Source organism: Rhodococcus rhodochrous, assembly GCF_014854695.1.
Lineage (GTDB): Bacteria > Actinomycetota > Actinomycetes > Mycobacteriales > Mycobacteriaceae > Rhodococcus.
In genome coordinates, this window is sequence record NZ_CP027557.1 from 3,563,871 (window position 1) to 3,579,602 (window position 15,732).

General features: G+C 68.5%; 12 protein-coding genes. 5 read left to right on the top strand and 7 right to left on the bottom strand.

All coding sequences use genetic code 11. The annotated features are described in order from the left end of the window. Position 1 precedes the first annotated feature (1 nt). Positions 2–835, bottom strand: coding sequence for an NUDIX hydrolase (locus C6Y44_RS16590; protein ID WP_120279778.1), 834 nt, complete (start codon positions 833–835; stop codon positions 2–4). A 43-nt stretch (positions 836–878) separates the two neighbouring features. Continuing rightward, positions 879–1,709: an ABC transporter ATP-binding protein gene (locus tag C6Y44_RS16595; protein ID WP_120279779.1), complete on the bottom strand. Its 831-nt coding sequence runs from the start codon at positions 1,707–1,709 to the stop codon at positions 879–881. Positions 1,710–1,752: 43 nt separating this feature from the next. Between C6Y44_RS16595 and glgX the strand changes: the two genes are divergently transcribed. Together glgX and C6Y44_RS16605 are read left to right on the top strand one after the other, a co-directional pair. Beyond that, the gene (gene glgX, locus C6Y44_RS16600; protein ID WP_225623581.1) at positions 1,753–3,915 is read left to right on the top strand and encodes a glycogen debranching protein GlgX; all 2,163 of its coding nucleotides are present in this window, start codon (positions 1,753–1,755) and stop codon (positions 3,913–3,915) included. Positions 3,916–3,938: 23 nt separating this feature from the next. Beyond that, positions 3,939–4,412 (top strand): GNAT family N-acetyltransferase, encoded by a 474-nt coding sequence (locus C6Y44_RS16605; RefSeq protein WP_120283501.1) that lies wholly within the window; start codon positions 3,939–3,941, stop codon positions 4,410–4,412. Here the strand turns inward: C6Y44_RS16605 and C6Y44_RS16610 are convergent. From C6Y44_RS16610 to ctaD, 3 genes are all read right to left on the bottom strand, one after another. Beyond that, entirely contained in the window at positions 4,396–5,238 is an 843-nt protein-coding gene (locus C6Y44_RS16610) for a peptidyl-tRNA hydrolase (RefSeq protein ID WP_159417940.1), read from the bottom strand. The genes C6Y44_RS16605 and C6Y44_RS16610 overlap by 17 nt on opposite strands. Next, positions 5,231–6,460 carry a phosphoserine phosphatase SerB gene (serB, locus tag C6Y44_RS16615; RefSeq protein ID WP_120279782.1) on the bottom strand — a complete coding sequence of 410 codons (1,230 nt, stop codon included), beginning with the start codon at positions 6,458–6,460 and terminating at the stop codon, positions 5,231–5,233. The genes C6Y44_RS16610 and serB overlap by 8 nt, the downstream gene beginning before the upstream one ends. A gap of 172 nt (positions 6,461–6,632) precedes the next feature. Further along, positions 6,633–8,393: an aa3-type cytochrome oxidase subunit I gene (gene ctaD / locus C6Y44_RS16620; RefSeq protein ID WP_072740429.1), complete on the bottom strand. Its 1,761-nt coding sequence runs from the start codon at positions 8,391–8,393 to the stop codon at positions 6,633–6,635. A gap of 269 nt (positions 8,394–8,662) precedes the next feature. On the opposite strand from ctaD, the gene C6Y44_RS16625 reads away from it, so the two are divergent. The 3 genes from C6Y44_RS16625 to C6Y44_RS16635 are packed head-to-tail and all read left to right on the top strand — an operon-like array spanning position 8,663 to position 11,298. Further along, positions 8,663–9,670: an ABC transporter substrate-binding protein gene (locus C6Y44_RS16625; RefSeq protein ID WP_159417939.1), complete on the top strand. Its 1,008-nt coding sequence runs from the start codon at positions 8,663–8,665 to the stop codon at positions 9,668–9,670. A gap of 46 nt (positions 9,671–9,716) precedes the next feature. Then, positions 9,717–10,775, top strand: a complete 1,059-nt coding sequence (locus C6Y44_RS16630) for an iron-siderophore ABC transporter substrate-binding protein (protein ID WP_372473355.1) — start codon at positions 9,717–9,719, stop codon at positions 10,773–10,775. Between the two features lie 49 nt (positions 10,776–10,824). Further along, entirely contained in the window at positions 10,825–11,298 is a 474-nt protein-coding gene (locus C6Y44_RS16635; RefSeq protein ID WP_159417938.1) for an NUDIX hydrolase, read from the top strand. Here C6Y44_RS16635 and C6Y44_RS16640 read toward each other — a convergent pair. Continuing rightward, on the bottom strand, positions 11,292–14,528 hold the full coding sequence (locus C6Y44_RS16640; RefSeq protein ID WP_192378492.1) for an arabinosyltransferase domain-containing protein: 3,237 nt from the start codon (positions 14,526–14,528) through the stop codon (positions 11,292–11,294). The two genes, C6Y44_RS16635 and C6Y44_RS16640, sit on opposite strands and share 7 nt — an antisense overlap. A gap of 158 nt (positions 14,529–14,686) precedes the next feature. Next, a complete protein-coding gene (gene nrdF, locus C6Y44_RS16645; protein ID WP_026061338.1) occupies positions 14,687–15,688 on the bottom strand; it encodes a class 1b ribonucleoside-diphosphate reductase subunit beta in 1,002 nt (333 codons plus the stop codon). Positions 15,689–15,732: the final 44 nt, after the last annotated feature.

Here is a 15,732-nt window from a genome sequence, read left to right on the forward strand (position 1 = left end):
CCTAGATGTCGGAGCGCTGGGCCCACGGATGAGTACCGACCTCGTAGTAGCCCTCGTCGCCGTCGAACGCGATGTGGACCGCACCGTCTCGGCGGCTCATGATCGGCAGGATCGGCTCGATGACCGGGTCCGCCGCCATGAGGTCGGCGACCGTGGCGAAGCCGGACAGGATCGACAACTGACTCCACGTGGGCGGGAGCAGGATGCACCGGCCCGACCGCCAGTCGGCGAGGGCCTCCTCCGCGGTCTGCCACTGCACCAGATCGGTCTCGCTGGTGTTGCCGTCGGCCCGCTGTCCTTCCGGTACCGCAGCGACGAAGAAGCGCGTGTCGTAGCGGCGCCGCTCCCCCAGCGGGGTGATCCAGTTCGCCTGGGGACGCAGCAGGTCGGCGCGCAGCACCAACTGTTCCTTCTCCAGGAAGTCGCCGAAGGACAGCTCGCGCGCTTCGAGCAGACGACGCGCCTCGGCGTAGTCGCCCGTGTCGGCCACGACCGAATCCGCGGTGGGGCCGGCGAGCAGCACGCCGCACTCCTCGAAGGTCTCACGCACGGCCGCGAGCACCAGCGCGCGTGCCTGCGCCTCGCCGATACCGAACCGCTCGGCCCACCAGGCCACGTCCGGGCCGGTCCACCGCACCTCGGCGTCGGTGTCGGAGGGGTCGACACCGCCGCCGGGGAAGACAGTCATGCCGCCGGCGAAGTCCATGCCGACGACACGACGCTGCAGGAACACCTCGACGCCGCGCGCGGAGTCCCGCACGAGCATCACGGTGGACGCGTCGCGGATGGGCACCGCGGTGGGATCGAAGGTGGATGCCGAGCGATCGTTGGACATGGCCTCAACCTAACCGATCGGTCCCGGCACCACCGACCCGGAGTTACCTGCGGTGCCGACCTGCCTGGCGGGTGCGGCGGGCGAAGAACCGGTCGTCGACCTTGTCGAGCGAGATGGACTGGCTGAACGCCGCGCTGAGGTTCTCGGCGGTGATCACATCGTCGAGCAGACCCTGGGCGACCACACCACCCTCCTTCAGGAGCAGGGCGTGCGTGAAGCCCGGCGGGATCTCCTCCACGTGATGAGTGACGAGCACGATCGCGGGGGCATCCGGGTCGGCCGCGAGCGTGCCGAGCCGGGCCACGAGTTCCTCGCGACCGCCGAGGTCCAGACCGGCCGCGGGCTCGTCGAGCAGGAGCAGTTCGGGATCGGTCATGAGCGCCCGGGCGATGAGCGCACGCTTGCGTTCGCCTTCCGACAACGTCCCGTACAGGCGGTCAGCGAGATGTTCCGCGCCGAGACTCTCGAGCATTTCCACCGCGCGGCTCGTGTCGATGTCGTCGTACTGCTCGCGCCACCGGCCCAGAACGCCGTAGCCCGCGGAGAGCACGAGATCGGTGACCTTCTCGTCGTTCGGCACCCGGTTGGCCAGGGCCGCGGAGGACAATCCGATCCGGGGTCGCAGTTCGGACAGATCCGTCCTTCCGAACGTCTCCGCGAGGACGTGCGCGGTGCCGGAAGTGGGGAACGTCTCGGCCGCCGCGATCCGCAGCAGCGAGGTCTTTCCTGCCCCGTTGGGTCCGAGAACCACCCAACGTTCGTCGAGTTCCACCTTCCAGGTCACGGGACCGACGAGGACGTTTCCGCCGCGCCGGACCACTACGTCGTCGAATTCGATGAGCAAATCGGGATCAGGTTGTGCCACGCGGACCATCTTCTCTTACGCCCGAGCCCGAAACGCGGCAGGATCGGTTCCCGTGTCGTCCTCCGCATCCGAATCTGCTGTCGTGTCCGGCTCGGTCGCGCTCCCCGACCGGGCCGCCTTCCCACTCGGCCCCACCCCGGTCGACGGTGGGACACGCTTCGCCGTCCACGCCCCGCACAGCGACCGCGTCCAGGTCTGCCTCGTCGACGACGACGGGAGCGAACACCGCGTGGACCTGCCCGACCGCACCTACGGGGTCTGGCACGGGGTGGTCCCCGGCGTCGGCGCCGGACAACGGTACGGCTACCGCGCCTACGGGCCGTGGCAACCGCAGTGGGGGCTGCGCACCAACCCGCACAAGATCCTGCTCGACCCGTGGGCCCGCCGGATCGTCGGCGACGTCGGTGATCCGGACCGACTGATCCCCCACCAGGGCGACCCGTTCGGTGCGATGTCGAGCACCGACTCACTCGGCCACACACCTCTGTCGGTGGTGACCCCCGTCCTGACACCCATGCACGACAAACCCCGCGTGCCGTGGGAGAACACCGTCGTCTACGAACTGCACGTCGGTTCGTACACGGCTCGTCATCCGCTCGTGCCGCCGGAGCTGCGCGGCACCTATCTCGGGCTCGCCCACCGGTCGGTGATCGACCATCTGGTGGGGCTGGGGGTGACGACCGTCGAACTGCTGCCCGTGCAGGCCTTCGTGACCGAGCCGTCGGTGCGTGCGCGGGGGATGCGCAACCACTGGGGCTACTCGACCGCCTCGTACTTCGCGCCGCATCCCGCCTACGCCGTCACTGCGGGCAACGAGATCGCCGAGTTCCGGACGATGGTCGACGCCTTCCACAGCGCCGGGCTCGAGGTGCTGCTCGACGTCGTCTACAACCACACGTGCGAAGCATCGGTCGACGGCCCGAGTCTGTCCTGGCGCGGTCTCGACGCACCCGGCTACTACCTGCTCGACACGCACGGGCGGGATGTCGACCTGACCGGGTGCGGCAACACCCTCGACGCGTCCTCACCGATCGTCGTGCGGATGGTGTGCGACAGCCTGCGGTACTGGGCGGACGTGATGGGGGTGGACGGTTTCCGCTTCGATCTCGCCAGTGCGCTGGCCCGTCCACGCGGTGGGGCGTTCGATCCGCGGGCGGCGCTGCTCACCGCGATCATCACCGATCCCGTCCTCTGCGACGTCAAGCTCGTCGCCGAACCGTGGGACGCGACCGCGCACGGTTACCAGCTCGGGAACTTCGGGGCGCAATGGGCCGAATGGAACGACCGCTACCGCGACACCGTGCGCCGCTACTGGGCGGGACGTTCCGGGATCCGCGAGATGGCGTCGCGGCTCACCGGTTCGGAGGACCTCTACGACCGGAACATCCGGCAGCCGTGGATGTCGGTCAACTTCGTCACCGCCCACGACGGTTTCACCCTCGCCGACGCGGTCTCGTACGAGCGCAAGCACAACGACGAAAACGGTGAGGAGGGCAGGGACGGGTCGAACAACAACGAGTCGGTGAACCACGGAGTCGAAGGGCCGACCGACGATCCGGAGATCCTCGCCGCCCGCGACCGGCACATTCGAGCGATGCTCGCGACGCTGCTGTTGTCGACGGGCACACCGATGTTGCTCGCCGGCGACGAGTTCGGGCACACGCAGAACGGCAACAACAACGCCTACTGCGTCCCCGAGGACGTCCCCGTCCGCGACGCCTGGCCGCTGGACTGGGCGGCCTCCGACCGTGCGCGAACGGATTACGTTCGCGAACTGCTCCGCCTGCGCAAGCGCGTCCCGGTGCTGCGGCAGCGACGCTTCTTCGAGGGCCGCGCCCGGTCCGTGGGCTATCCCGATCTCGTGTGGTTCGGCATCGAGGGGATCGAACTCGACGAGAATGCGTGGCACGACGACAGTCGCCGCACGCTGCAGGGCTGGGTCGACGGCTCGCAACTCGGCACCGTGACCCGCACCGGCGTCACTCTCGAGGACAGCAGTGGCCTGTTCGTTCTGCATTCGGGCGACGCCGCCGCAGTGACCCTCGCCGGACCCGAGTGGTATCGCGGCGACATCGTGTGTGTCTTCGATTCGAGTGCCCCCGACGGCAGACCCGCGGACACCTCCCCGATGCGGGTGGGAAGTTCGTACCCGGTCGACGGTCCGACGGTGTTGATCTTCCGGATCGCGGACGACGAACCCTTCGAGCGCGAATGATTCACGGCGCGGCTGGATTCCGCGTGCGTGTTCCCGCTCCCGACGAGGCCGAGGCGATCGCGCGCGTCCGGAACGTCACGTGGCGCGCCACCTACGGCCACCTGCTTCCCGCGTCGTTCTACGACCACCACGCGTTCGAGCAGAACGCGGCGTTGTGGCGGTCGATCCTCCGACGCCGTCCGCAGACCCTGCGCGTGCGCGTCGCGGAAATCGAAGGCGGGATCGTCGGGTTCGCGTCGGCGGGCGACCCCATCGGCGACGATGCTCCCGTTCGCGCGCTCCAGCTCCACACCCTGTACGTGCTGCCCGAGCACCACGGATGCGGTGCGGGACAGGCACTGTTCGACGCGGTCGTGGGCGCGGAACCGGCGCAGCTGTGGGTGGCCGAGGACAACCCTCGCGCCCACACCTTCTACCGGCGCAACGGCTTCCGGCCCGACGGGGCCGAGATGGTCCTTCCCGGCACGACGCTGGTCGAGGTCAGGCTCGTGCGTTGACCGTGCCGGGCACCGCGATCACGGTGATCGAACCCGGAGCCACCTCGGTGAAGCCCGCATCGCGGACCGCGACGGCCGTGCCCGCCTCCACGCGGGCGAGCAGCTCGCGCCAGGTGTCCTCATCCGCATCGCGGACGGCACACGGGAATCCGTCGGTCGCCCAGGCGCGTGCGGTGTCGACGTCCAGTGCTCCGGCGAACAGCATCGCGGCGTGACCGACCTGCGCGGCCGCCTTGCCGACGGTCATCTCGAGGTCCTTCTGCACCCAGAGGATCGGAACGCCGTCCGCCGGTGGGGGCGGATCGTCGTGGGGTAGGTCGGTGCCACCGATCTGCAGGCGGGAGATGCGCGGGTCCAGCTCCCCCACCGGGCCGGGCACGAACGCCCGGGCCTGGGCGCCGGCGTGGTCGACGGTGACACCGTCGACGTCCTGCGCCGCACGCCAGTGCGCTCCACGGGCGCGGCGGGCGACCTTCCGGATCCGCGCGTCGTTCCACGCGAGGAAGGGCTCCTGCCACGGACCGGGTTCACCGTCCGGGCCGGGACCGACCCTCGGGTCGAAACACAGTGCCACCGTGGCCGTCGCGGCTGCCTCGAGCACCGCGCTGCGGGCAGGCGGATCGACCTTGGGGATGTGCAGCACGATCGGCATCGCCTGCACCTTCGCCGGATCGTCGGGGTCGGGTCGGTGCCCGTAGCCGCGGGTGAGTACGCCGTGGCGCTCGGCGAAACCAGGATCCGATGCCGGGTCGAAGACCCGATCGGATGCGGCCCCGAAGACCGGCTCGGGTGCCGCGTCCGCGAAGTCGGAGTGCAGCTCAGACACTGCCGTCGATCGGGACGCGCCGCAGGGTTCCGTCGACGCGGTCGGCCGCCTCGATCTCCTCGCGGGTGACACCGAGGACGAAGAGCACCGCATCGAGGTAGGGATACGACAGGGCGGTGTCGGCGACCTCGCGCAGGGCCGGCTTGGCGTTGAATGCCACGCCGAGGCCCGCGGCCGACAGCATGTCGATGTCGTTGGCACCGTCGCCGACCGCGACGGTCTGCTCGACCGGAACGCCCGCCTCGTCGGCGAACTCGCGGAGGGCGCGTGCCTTGGCGGCGCGGTCGACGATGTCGCCGACCACTCGTCCGGTGAGCGTGCCGTCGACGATCTCGAGCGTGTTGGCGCGGACGAAGTCGAGCTCGAGTTCGTGTGCGAGCGGGTCGATGACCTGACGGAAGCCGCCCGAGACGACGCCGCAGCGGAAGCCGAGCCGGCGCAGCGTCCGGATCGTGGTGCGGGCACCGGGAGTGAGTTCGAGCTGCTCGGCAACTTCGTCGATGACGCTGGCCGGCAGACCCGCGAGGGTCGCGACGCGCTGTTCGAGGGACTGCGCGAAGTCGATCTCACCGCGCATCGCAGCCTCGGTGACCTCGCGGACCTTGTCCTCGACACCGGCGTGCGCGGCGAGCATCTCGATGACCTCGCCCTGGATGAGCGTGGAGTCGACGTCGAAGACGATCAGGCGCTTGGAACGACGCGCGAGACCGCCGCGCTCCACCGCGATGTCGACGTCGAGGCCCGCGGCGAGTTCGACGAGGGCGTGCCGCAGGGCGGCGTCGGCCTCGACGCTGGTGTCGGGCGCGGTGATCATCAGTTCGAGGCCGGTGAGCGGGTAGTCGGCGATGCCGCGGATCGAATCGATGTTCGCGCCCTGGGCCGCGAGGGTGCGGCCCACCGATCGCAGCGCCTTGGCACTGACCGGGCTGCCCAGCACGACGACCGCGTGGGTCGAGACGGTGCGGGCGCCGCGTTCGGCACCGATCTGGACGTCGGCGTGCATGCCGATGGTGGCCATCGCGGACTCGACCTCGTCCTGCATCGCTTCGACATCGGTCGGGCAGACGAGGAGGACACCGAGGGTGAGCCGGCCGCGGATCACGACCTGTTCCACATCGAGGAGGTCGACGTCGTGCCGTGTCAGCGCTGCGAAGAGCACCGAGGTCACGCCGGGATGGTCAGGTCCGGTCACGGTCACCAGCACCGTGCTGTCAGACGCCACTACGTCTCCGATCGCTTGTCTGTCGAGGTACACACGGACGCACGCGCGTACCGGCTCGCTCGTTCATTGTTGCAGGTCGAACCGTCGCTCCCGTTCGCGGGTCCGGACCCACGGAAAGGCCGAAGCCCCACCCGGGGAACGGGTGGGGCTTCGGTCGATCGTCGATCTGCGCTCAGGCGCGCGGATGGTCGCCGGGGGTACGGTCGGCACCCTCGAGGACGTTGACGTTGTGCTTGTCGCTGCCGGGGCCGACGTGCGCTTCGGCGCGCATCTTCTCGACCATGTGCGGGTAGTGCAGCTCGAAGGCGGGACGCTCCGAGCGGATCCGCGGCAGCTCGGTGAAGTTGTGCCGCGGGGGCGGGCAGCTGGTGGCCCACTCGAGCGAGTTGCCGTAGCCCCACGGGTCGTCGACCGTGACGACCTGGCCGTAGCGGTAGCTCTTGAAGACGTTCCACAGGAACGGCAGCGTCGAGGCACCGAGCACGAACGCACCGATGGTGGAGATCGTGTTCAGGGTGGTGAACCCGTCGGACGGCAGGTAGTCGGCGTAGCGACGCGGCATGCCCTCGTTACCGAGCCAGTGCTGCACCAGGAAGGTGGTGTGGAAGCCGATGAAGGTCAGCCAGAAGTGCCAGCGGCCGAGCTGCTCGTCGAGCATGCGTCCGGTCATCTTGGGGAACCAGAAGTAGATGCCGGCGTAGGTCGCGAACACGATGGTGCCGAAGAGCACGTAGTGGAAGTGCGCCACCACGAAGTACGAGTCGTGCAGGTGGAAGTCCAGCGGCGGGCTCGCAAGGATGACACCGGTCAGACCACCGAAGAGGAAGGTCACGATGAAGCCGACCGAGAACAGCATCGGCGATTCGAAGGTGATCTGGCCCTTCCACATCGTGCCGATCCAGTTGAAGAACTTCACACCGGTCGGGACGGCGATCAGGAAGGTCATGAACGAGAAGTACGGCAGCAGCACGGCGCCGGTGGCGTACATGTGGTGCGCCCACACGGCGATGGACAGCGCCGCGATGGCCATCGTGGCGTAGACCAGACCGGTGTAACCGAAGATCGGCTTGCGGGAGAAGACCGGGAAGATCTCCGAGACGATGCCGAAGAACGGCAGCGCGATGACGTACACCTCGGGGTGACCGAAGAACCAGAACAGGTGCTGCCACAGGAGCACACCACCGGTGGCCGGGTCGTAGATGTGGCCACCGAGGTGACGGTCGACGAACAGGCCCATGAAGGCAGCGGTCAGCAGCGGGAACACGAGCAGGATCAGCAGGCTGGTGATCAGGATGTTCCAGGTGAAGATCGGCATCCGGAACATGGTCATGCCCGGTGCACGCATGCACACCACGGTGGTGATGAAGTTGACGCCACCGAGGATGGTGCCCAGACCCATCACGCCGAGGCCGAGGATCCAGAAGTCGGCACCGACACCCGGGGAGTGGATCTCACTGGTGAGCGGCGTGTACGCCGTCCAACCGAAGTCCGCGGCACCGCCGGGGGTGACGAAGCCGAGCATGACGATCGTCGCGCCGAACAGGTACAGCCAGTAGCTGAAGGCGTTCAGGCGCGGGAAGGCGACGTCGGGGGCGCCGATCTGCAGCGGCAGGATGTAGTTCGCGAAGGCGAACACGACCGGCGTCGCGTACATCAGCAGCATGATCGTGCCGTGCATGGTGAACAGCTGGTTGAACTGCTCGTTCGACAGGAACTGCAGGCCAGGGACCGCGAGCTCGGTGCGCATCAGCAGGGCCATCAGGCCGCCGATGAGGAAGAAGGCGAACGAGGTGACCATGTACATGATCCCCAACATCTTGGGATCTGTGGTCGTGATCATCTTGTAGATGAACGAACCCTTGGGTCCCTGCCGCGGCGGGTACGGCCTTGCTGCAGCTATCTCTGGGACTGGCTGGGGCGCTACGGCAGTCACTAATCCTCCTGAATGCGCGCTCGACCTCGGGCTGGAGGCGAACGGTCTCTGGCTTGCGCTCATCGAATCGTAGACCCTGCCCGAAACGGTCGCCCTCCGGGTCCTACTCACTGTCGTACTCGACTCGCGAGGCTACCTGGAGCGGAGCCGACAACCACAATCGGAGCCTGTGCTGCACTTCACACGCAGGGGCGACAAGAGGTGACCTCACCACGCGCGAACAGCCCGGGTTAGGGTGCACTTCCCCCCGTATGACAGAAGGACGACCCGTGCCCGTTCTCTCCTCCCGCCCCGTCCGGTTCGCGGCAGCACTGCTGACTGCCGGACTGCTCGTCGCCGGCTGCAGTTCGGCCGACACCTCCGACGACGCGTCCACCGACACCGCGTCCGACTCGGCCGTCGGCTTCCCCCGGACGGTCGAACACTTCCGCGGTGCCACCACGATCGAGAGTGAGCCGACCCGCATCGTCGCGCTCGACACGAGCTACTCCGACGCCGTGCTCCTCCTCGAGGCACCTCTCGTCGGGTACGTCGACTACCGCACCGACGAGTTCCCCGACTATCTCGGCGACTCGCGGCAGTACGCGACCGACGCCGTGTCCGTCGGCAAGACCGCGGATGTGAGCCTCGAACAGGTGGCCGCGCTCGAACCCGACCTCATCCTCTCGGCGGAGGTGCGCGACGGAGAGAACTACGAGGAACTGTCCGCCATCGCCCCGACCGTCTTCTCCCAGTCGACCGGACCGACGTGGAAGGACAACATCCGTCTCGTCGCGCAGGCCATCGGCAAGGAGGACCTCGCCGAGCAGAAGATCTCCGAGTACGAGGAGCGCGCCGCGGCCATCGGTGCGGACATCAACGAAAAGGCCGGCAACCCGACGATCTCGATCGTGCGCTTCGCCGGTGAACCGACGGCCAGGCTGTACCGCACCACCTCGTTCAGCGGCATCGTGCTCGAGGACGCCGGTCTCGCCCGCCCCGCGAGCCAGGGTCCCGATCCGTCGGATCCGTCGAGCATCATGAATGCCATCAGCCCCGAACTGATCACCGAGGCCGAGGCGGACGTCATCTTCGTCACCACCTACGACCTCGGCGACGGCAAGGCGCAGGCGGCGGCCGAACCCTTCGTCACCAATCCGCTGTGGGAGAACCTGCAGGGACGGAAGGTCGAGGTCGACGACAGCGTGTGGATGATGCCGGTGAGCATCCAGGGTGCGCACCGCATCCTCGACGACCTCGCGGACACCTTCGGCGTCGACCGTCACACGACCGGATAGCCTGAGCCGTCCGATCCGAGCAGCGTCCTACAGGAGTTGGTCCGACGTGTTTTCCGTGCACCGGTCACGAGCAGTGCTCGTCGCAGCCGTCGCTGCGGTGACGACAGCCCTGGCCGGATGCTCCACACCTCCCGACGACGACGCATCGGAGATCGTGCGCACCACGACCCGCATCGCCGGTGCGTCGGTCGTGGGCATCGACCGGGACACGTCGACCGCGTGCGCACTCCCCTCCCCGCTCGATCCGGGACAGCCCACCACCGGCACCCGACCGGTCCTGCACACCGCAGGCCGGTCGGATGTGCCTGCCGACCCGCAGCGGATCGTCGTCCTCGACCCCGCGGCGCTCGACGCGGTGTGCGCCCTGGGCCTGTGGGAGCGCGTCGTGGGAGCGAGCGCCGAGGTCACCGGCCGGCCGGAATATCTCGGCTACGGGATCGGCGAACTCCCGCCCGTGGGTGCCGCAGGCAACCCGGATGTCGCGGCGATCGAACGCGCGCAGCCGGATGTGATCCTCGGCTCCTCCACCGCCCCGGACGTCTACGCCTCCCTCAGCGGCATCGCACCCACCGTGCTGGTCGGGTCCGATCCGGTCTTCTGGAGGGAACAGTTCGTGCGGGTCGGTGAGGCGCTCGGGCGCACGGAGGCCGCACGTCGCGTGCTCGACGACTACGCGACGGCTGCGCGCGATCTGGGCCGCGAGCTCGTGTCGTCCCAGACACAGGCGTCGATCGTCCGGTTCACGGCCGACGGCCCCAGGGTGGAGGGCACCGCGTCGTTCGCGGGACAGGTGCTGGGCGACGTCGGCGCTGCCCGGCCCCCGGCCCAGCGGTTCGCGGTGATCGACGGACAACCGTGGCAGGCCGTCGACACGGAGGACCCGGCCCCGGCGGACGGCGATGTGATCTTCGTCCGCTTCGCCGGTGAGGACGGGCTCGAAGCCGGCAAGGACTACATGCAGACCGACGAGTGGCTCGACCTCGGGGCCGTGCGCGACAACCGTCTGTTCTCCGTGACCGACGACGTGTGGTCGACCCCCGGACCGGTCGCCGCGCGGGCGATCCTCACCGACCTGACGTACACCCTCAACGGATATTCGAACTGATCGCCGGCTCGACCGGCGGCAGCACGCCTGCCGGTATAGAAACGAGGGCGTGCCGATACCCGATTTCGTCGTCCAGCTCCGCTCACACGTAGGAACCGCTCCCCTGTGGCTGCCGGGGGTGAGCGCGATCGTCACGGACGACGACGACCGCGTCCTGCTCACCCGCCGCGCCGACAACGGCATGTGGGCCGTGGTGTCCGGCATCCTCGAACCCGGTGAGGAGCCCGCCGTCGCCGCGGTTCGGGAGGTGCTCGAGGAAACGGGTGTCGCCGCCGAGATCGTGCGGCTGACGAGCGTGGACGTCACCGCACCGATCACTTATCCCAACGGCGACGTCGCGCAGTACCTCGACGTGTGTTTCCTGCTCCGCGCGACCGGCGGGGATGCACGCGTCGCCGACGACGAGAACCTCGAGGTGGCGTGGTTCGCGCCGGACGACCTTCCCGAGCCGCTCACCGAGACGTCGCGTCTGCGGCTCGGGAAGGCCCTCGCCGGTCGTGCGGAGGCGTGGTTCCGTCAGTAAGCGGTGTTGATCGGAGCGGGGCTCCACAGACCGCTGCGCGTGACCGTGGCGGTGCCGAGCTCCGCGGTCTCCGTCGACGGATCGATCGGTGTGTACTGCTCGATCGCTCCCCAGTCGCGGTCCCAGTCGTGATCGAGATACGACGGGATCGTGCGGGCCCGCAACAACTGGTCGGTCCAACCGAGAGGACCGCCACCGTTGTGGTCCTGCCACAGATCCGTGGAAATGGCACCGATGCGGTCCGGCAGGATCCGGTACTCGGGGATCTCGGCAATGCCGTTGCGGTGCACCATCTGCCGCTGGCACGGGAAGTTGAGACCGACAGCCCAGTCCAGCAGGACCGGTGTGTCGCTCCCGACGACCTGCTGCAGGGTCTGCGTCTGCGGCACGCGCGGCGGGGTGAACGCCAGCCACTGTTCGGGCGCGAGGTCGTTGTCGGAGGCGACGATCCGCACCGCGTCGACCTCGCCCGGCAGTGTGTCCATCGGGACACGCAGATTCCTCCACGAGGGCGACGGACCGATGTCGATCGGCAACGCCCGTCCCAGCGCGGTCACGCTGCCGTCGGCCGCGGTGGTCCCGTATTCGAGTTCGAGTCGCTGACCGTAGGTTTCGGTACCGTCGGCGTCGACGGAGAAGATCCGGCCGGCCGCGGCGATGGTGACGAGATCCCCGCGCGATCCGGTCGCGTCGGGCTCGGGCAACCGGAACCAGGCACTCGTGACGTCACCGAGCGACGATCCGTGGCTGCCCAGCACCGGTGTGGTCGCCGGATCGAGGCCGAACGGCAATGCGACGGTGCTGCCGTTGATTCCGACTCTGCCGGTACCGCCGCCGGTGCCACCGGTACCGCCGGTCGAGGTCTGGTCGTCGTTCGTGTCGACGGTGTTGGCGGTGCCGGCCGAGGCCGAGTCGTCGTCCGGGGTCAGATCGAGCGCGACACCGCCCGGCGTGAACCCGTCCCCTCCCCCGGCATCGAGAGCGGAGGCCGCGTCGGCGCCGATGGGGGTGAGCAACGAGGCGTTCGGGTTCGTTTCGAGCAACACGTCGTTCGCGAGTGCGCACGAGTTGCCGGTGAGCGTGTCGACGTTGGACCGTGCCACCGAATAACCCGGGTACTGCGAGATCGCGCCCTTGGCCAGTGACAGCACCTCGAACAGCACCATCGCTGCGGCGGCGACGGTCAACGGCGGCGCCGCCCACAACCGCGACGGGGTGTCGGTGCGGGTGGACGCGACGGGGTGGATGTGCCACCACGCGGCGAGCAGCAACGCGACGACGGTCACGGCGAAGAAGACGGTGGAGAAACCGAATCCGGCGACCGACGGCGGCTTGTCCCACCACGGAACCCCGTAGCTCGAGACGTACCACCAGCCGTTGGGGCCGATGAACGACATGGTCACCACGAACGACACCGCCGCGGCGAACAGGGCACGGTTGCGTCGCGAACGCAGCACCGCGGGCCCGGTGGCCGCGGCGGCGAGCATCGCCACCGCGGCGGCCAGACCTGCGTAGATACCGAAGTGGTGGGTCCACTTGGTGGGCGCGAACATCATCAGCACCAGCGCCCCGAGGGTGATGCCGACGATGCGGCGGGACGGCCCCTGCGCGGTGCCGGGGATGTGCCCACCGCGGCGCAGCATCGCCACGATCGCCACCGCCAGGCACAGCACCAGGGTGAAGACCGCGAACCTGCGGGCCAGCGAGCCGTCCACGGTGATCTGCAGCAGGTACTGGTAGCGCAGATACTCCTGGAACCACGGCACGTTCGGGCCGACGCCGTGCACGTGCTGCATCTCCAGCACCGCCGCGAGGGTCTGGTCGGCGAAGACCGGCACCAGGATCACCAGTCCGGCCGCGATCATCGGCACGAGAACCGGCAGCCATCCCAGGGTCTGCGCACGCCGATGGAGGATGCGGGCGATCGGGCGGGCACCGGCGATCAGCGCAGCGAAACAGATGATGCCCGACGGTCCCGCGGTCACGGTGAGCGCGGCGACGAGGATCGCGGCCGCCGCGGGCAGCAGACGCCGGGTGGCGATCGCGCGTTCGACCGAGCACCAGGTGAGCACGACGCCCGTCGCGACGATCGGTTCGGGGCGCAGACCGTTGTTGAGCGGCAGCCAGAACGCCAGGAAGACCAGCGCCCCGGTCCACAACGGAAGCCGGTTGCGGCGTAGCGCGACGCCGAGCCGTGGAGCGACCTCGCGGCTGAGCACCCACCAGCACAGGATTCCGGCGGTCAGTGCCGGTAACCGCATCCAGATGCTCGCCGTCGAGACCTGGGTCATCAGGGCCAGAACGTCGTAGAAGGGGGTGCCGAAGGGTGCTTCGGGCACACCGAACCACCGGAAGTAGTTCGCCATGTACCCGGCCTCGCCCGCGGCACGGGCCATCCCGAGCTGGTAACCGTCGTCGGCGGTGTTCGCCCCGATGACGTGCCAGACGAGCAACGTTCCGACGACCAGCGCATCGATGCGGGTGAACGACCACCACGACGCCGGCAACAGGCGGCGGTGGCGACGACCGTCGGCGCGGTCGAACCGGGCCAGTGTCCACAGCGCGAGTGCCGTGGCCACCACCGCGACGATCATCGCGACGATCTTCAGCACCGTCGGCGACGTCGTGAAGCGGGTGTCGACGGTCGCGGTGACCGAGACGCCGTCGAGTGCGGGACCGGGCAGGTCGGTGAAGATGCCGACCAGCTGGGGTCGCAGGTCGCGGTCGAAGGTCCGCTCCCCCGACGCCGCGGCCGAGCCGGTGATCGCCGCGACGGTGCGTTCGGAGTTCGAGGACAGGGTGACCGAGCAGTCCCCGGACAGGTCGTCCACCGGTGCCGAGGCGAGCAGCGTGTTGCGGGAGATCACCTCGAACATCGCCGGCCCGTCGTCACCGGCCGCCTGGACACGGGCGATCAGCCCGTAGCGCTCGCGGTCGGGGGCTCCTGCGGGAAGTGTGGAGAAGACGGTGCCGCCGTCCGGCAGCGCGTCGCGCACGGACCGGCACTCGATCGTGGCGTCGAGGTCGACCGGTGCGTAGGACACCAGCGGCGCCGAGATGCCGGCATTGCTCCCGCTCTGCGGCCAGTCGATGGTCGCAGTGGTCTGCGTCACGGGCAGGAACGGCATCGCGATGGATGCGGCAATCCCCACGACGGCGGCGAGCACCGCCCACAGACGGGTCCGCTGCTCGACCGACCGCCCGCCCGACGGCGCGCGTTCGGTTGTCACCGGCCGAGGCGAGCCCGACGCTTCTCTTGTCTCGGTCACGAGGAGCGATGCTATCGGGGACGGGCCGGGCCGCGAAAAGCACGCGATCCCGCACACGGGCGCTCCTGCGCCGGTGTGCGGGATCGATGCGTTCGGGCCGGTGACGGAGAACGTCTACGTCAGAAGTCCCAGTCCTCGTCTTCCGTGACGACGGCCTTGCCGATCACATAGGAGCTGCCGGAGCCCGAGAAGAAGTCGTGGTTCTCGTCGGCGTTCGGCGACAGCGCCGACAGGATGGCCGGGTTGACGTCCGTCTCGTCCTTCGGGAACAGCGCCTCGTAGCCGAGGTTCATCAGCGCCTTGTTCGCGTTGTAGCGCAGGAACTTCTTGACGTCCTCGGTGAGCCCGACCTGGTCGTAGAGGTCGGCCGTGTAGTGGGTCTCGTTGTCGTACAGCTCGAAGAGCAGTTCGAAGACCCAGTCCTTGAGTTCGTCGCGCTCGGCCTGCGTGATCGTCTCGAGGCCGCGCTGGTACTTGTAGCCGATGTAGTAGCCGTGGACGGCCTCGTCACGGATGATCAGGCGGATCATGTCGGCGGTGTTGGTGAGCTTGGCCCGCGACGACCAGTACATCGGCAGGTAGAAGCCCGAGTAGAACAGGAACGACTCGAGCAGTGTCGAGGCGGCCTTGCGCTTGAGCGGGTCGTCGCCCTTGTAGTAGTCGAGGATGATCTGCGCCTTGCGCTGCAGGTGCTCGTTCTCCTCCGACCACCGGAAGGCGTCGTCGATCTGGCGGCTCGAGCACAGTGTCGAGAAGATCTGCGAGTAGCTCTTCGCGTGCACCGACTCCATGAACGCGATGTTCGTCAGCACCGCTTCCTCGTGCGGGGTGACCGCATCGGGAATGAGTGAGACCGCACCGACCGTGCCCTGGATGGTGTCGAGCAGCGTCAGGCCCGTGAAGACCCGCATCGTCAGTTCCTGCTCGTATTCGGTGAGCGTTCCCCACGACTGGATGTCGTTGGAGACGGGCACCTTCTCCGGGAGCCAGAAGTTGCCGGTGAGGCGATCCCAGACCTCGGCGTCCTTGTCGTCGGGGACGCGGTTCCAGTTGATCGCGGAGACGCGATCGATGAGTTTGACGCGCACGCCGTCGGCCGGCGAGTGTGCTGCTGCAGTCATCGGTTACCTACCTGAATTGTGTGCTGGTGCAAGGACTGTCGTGG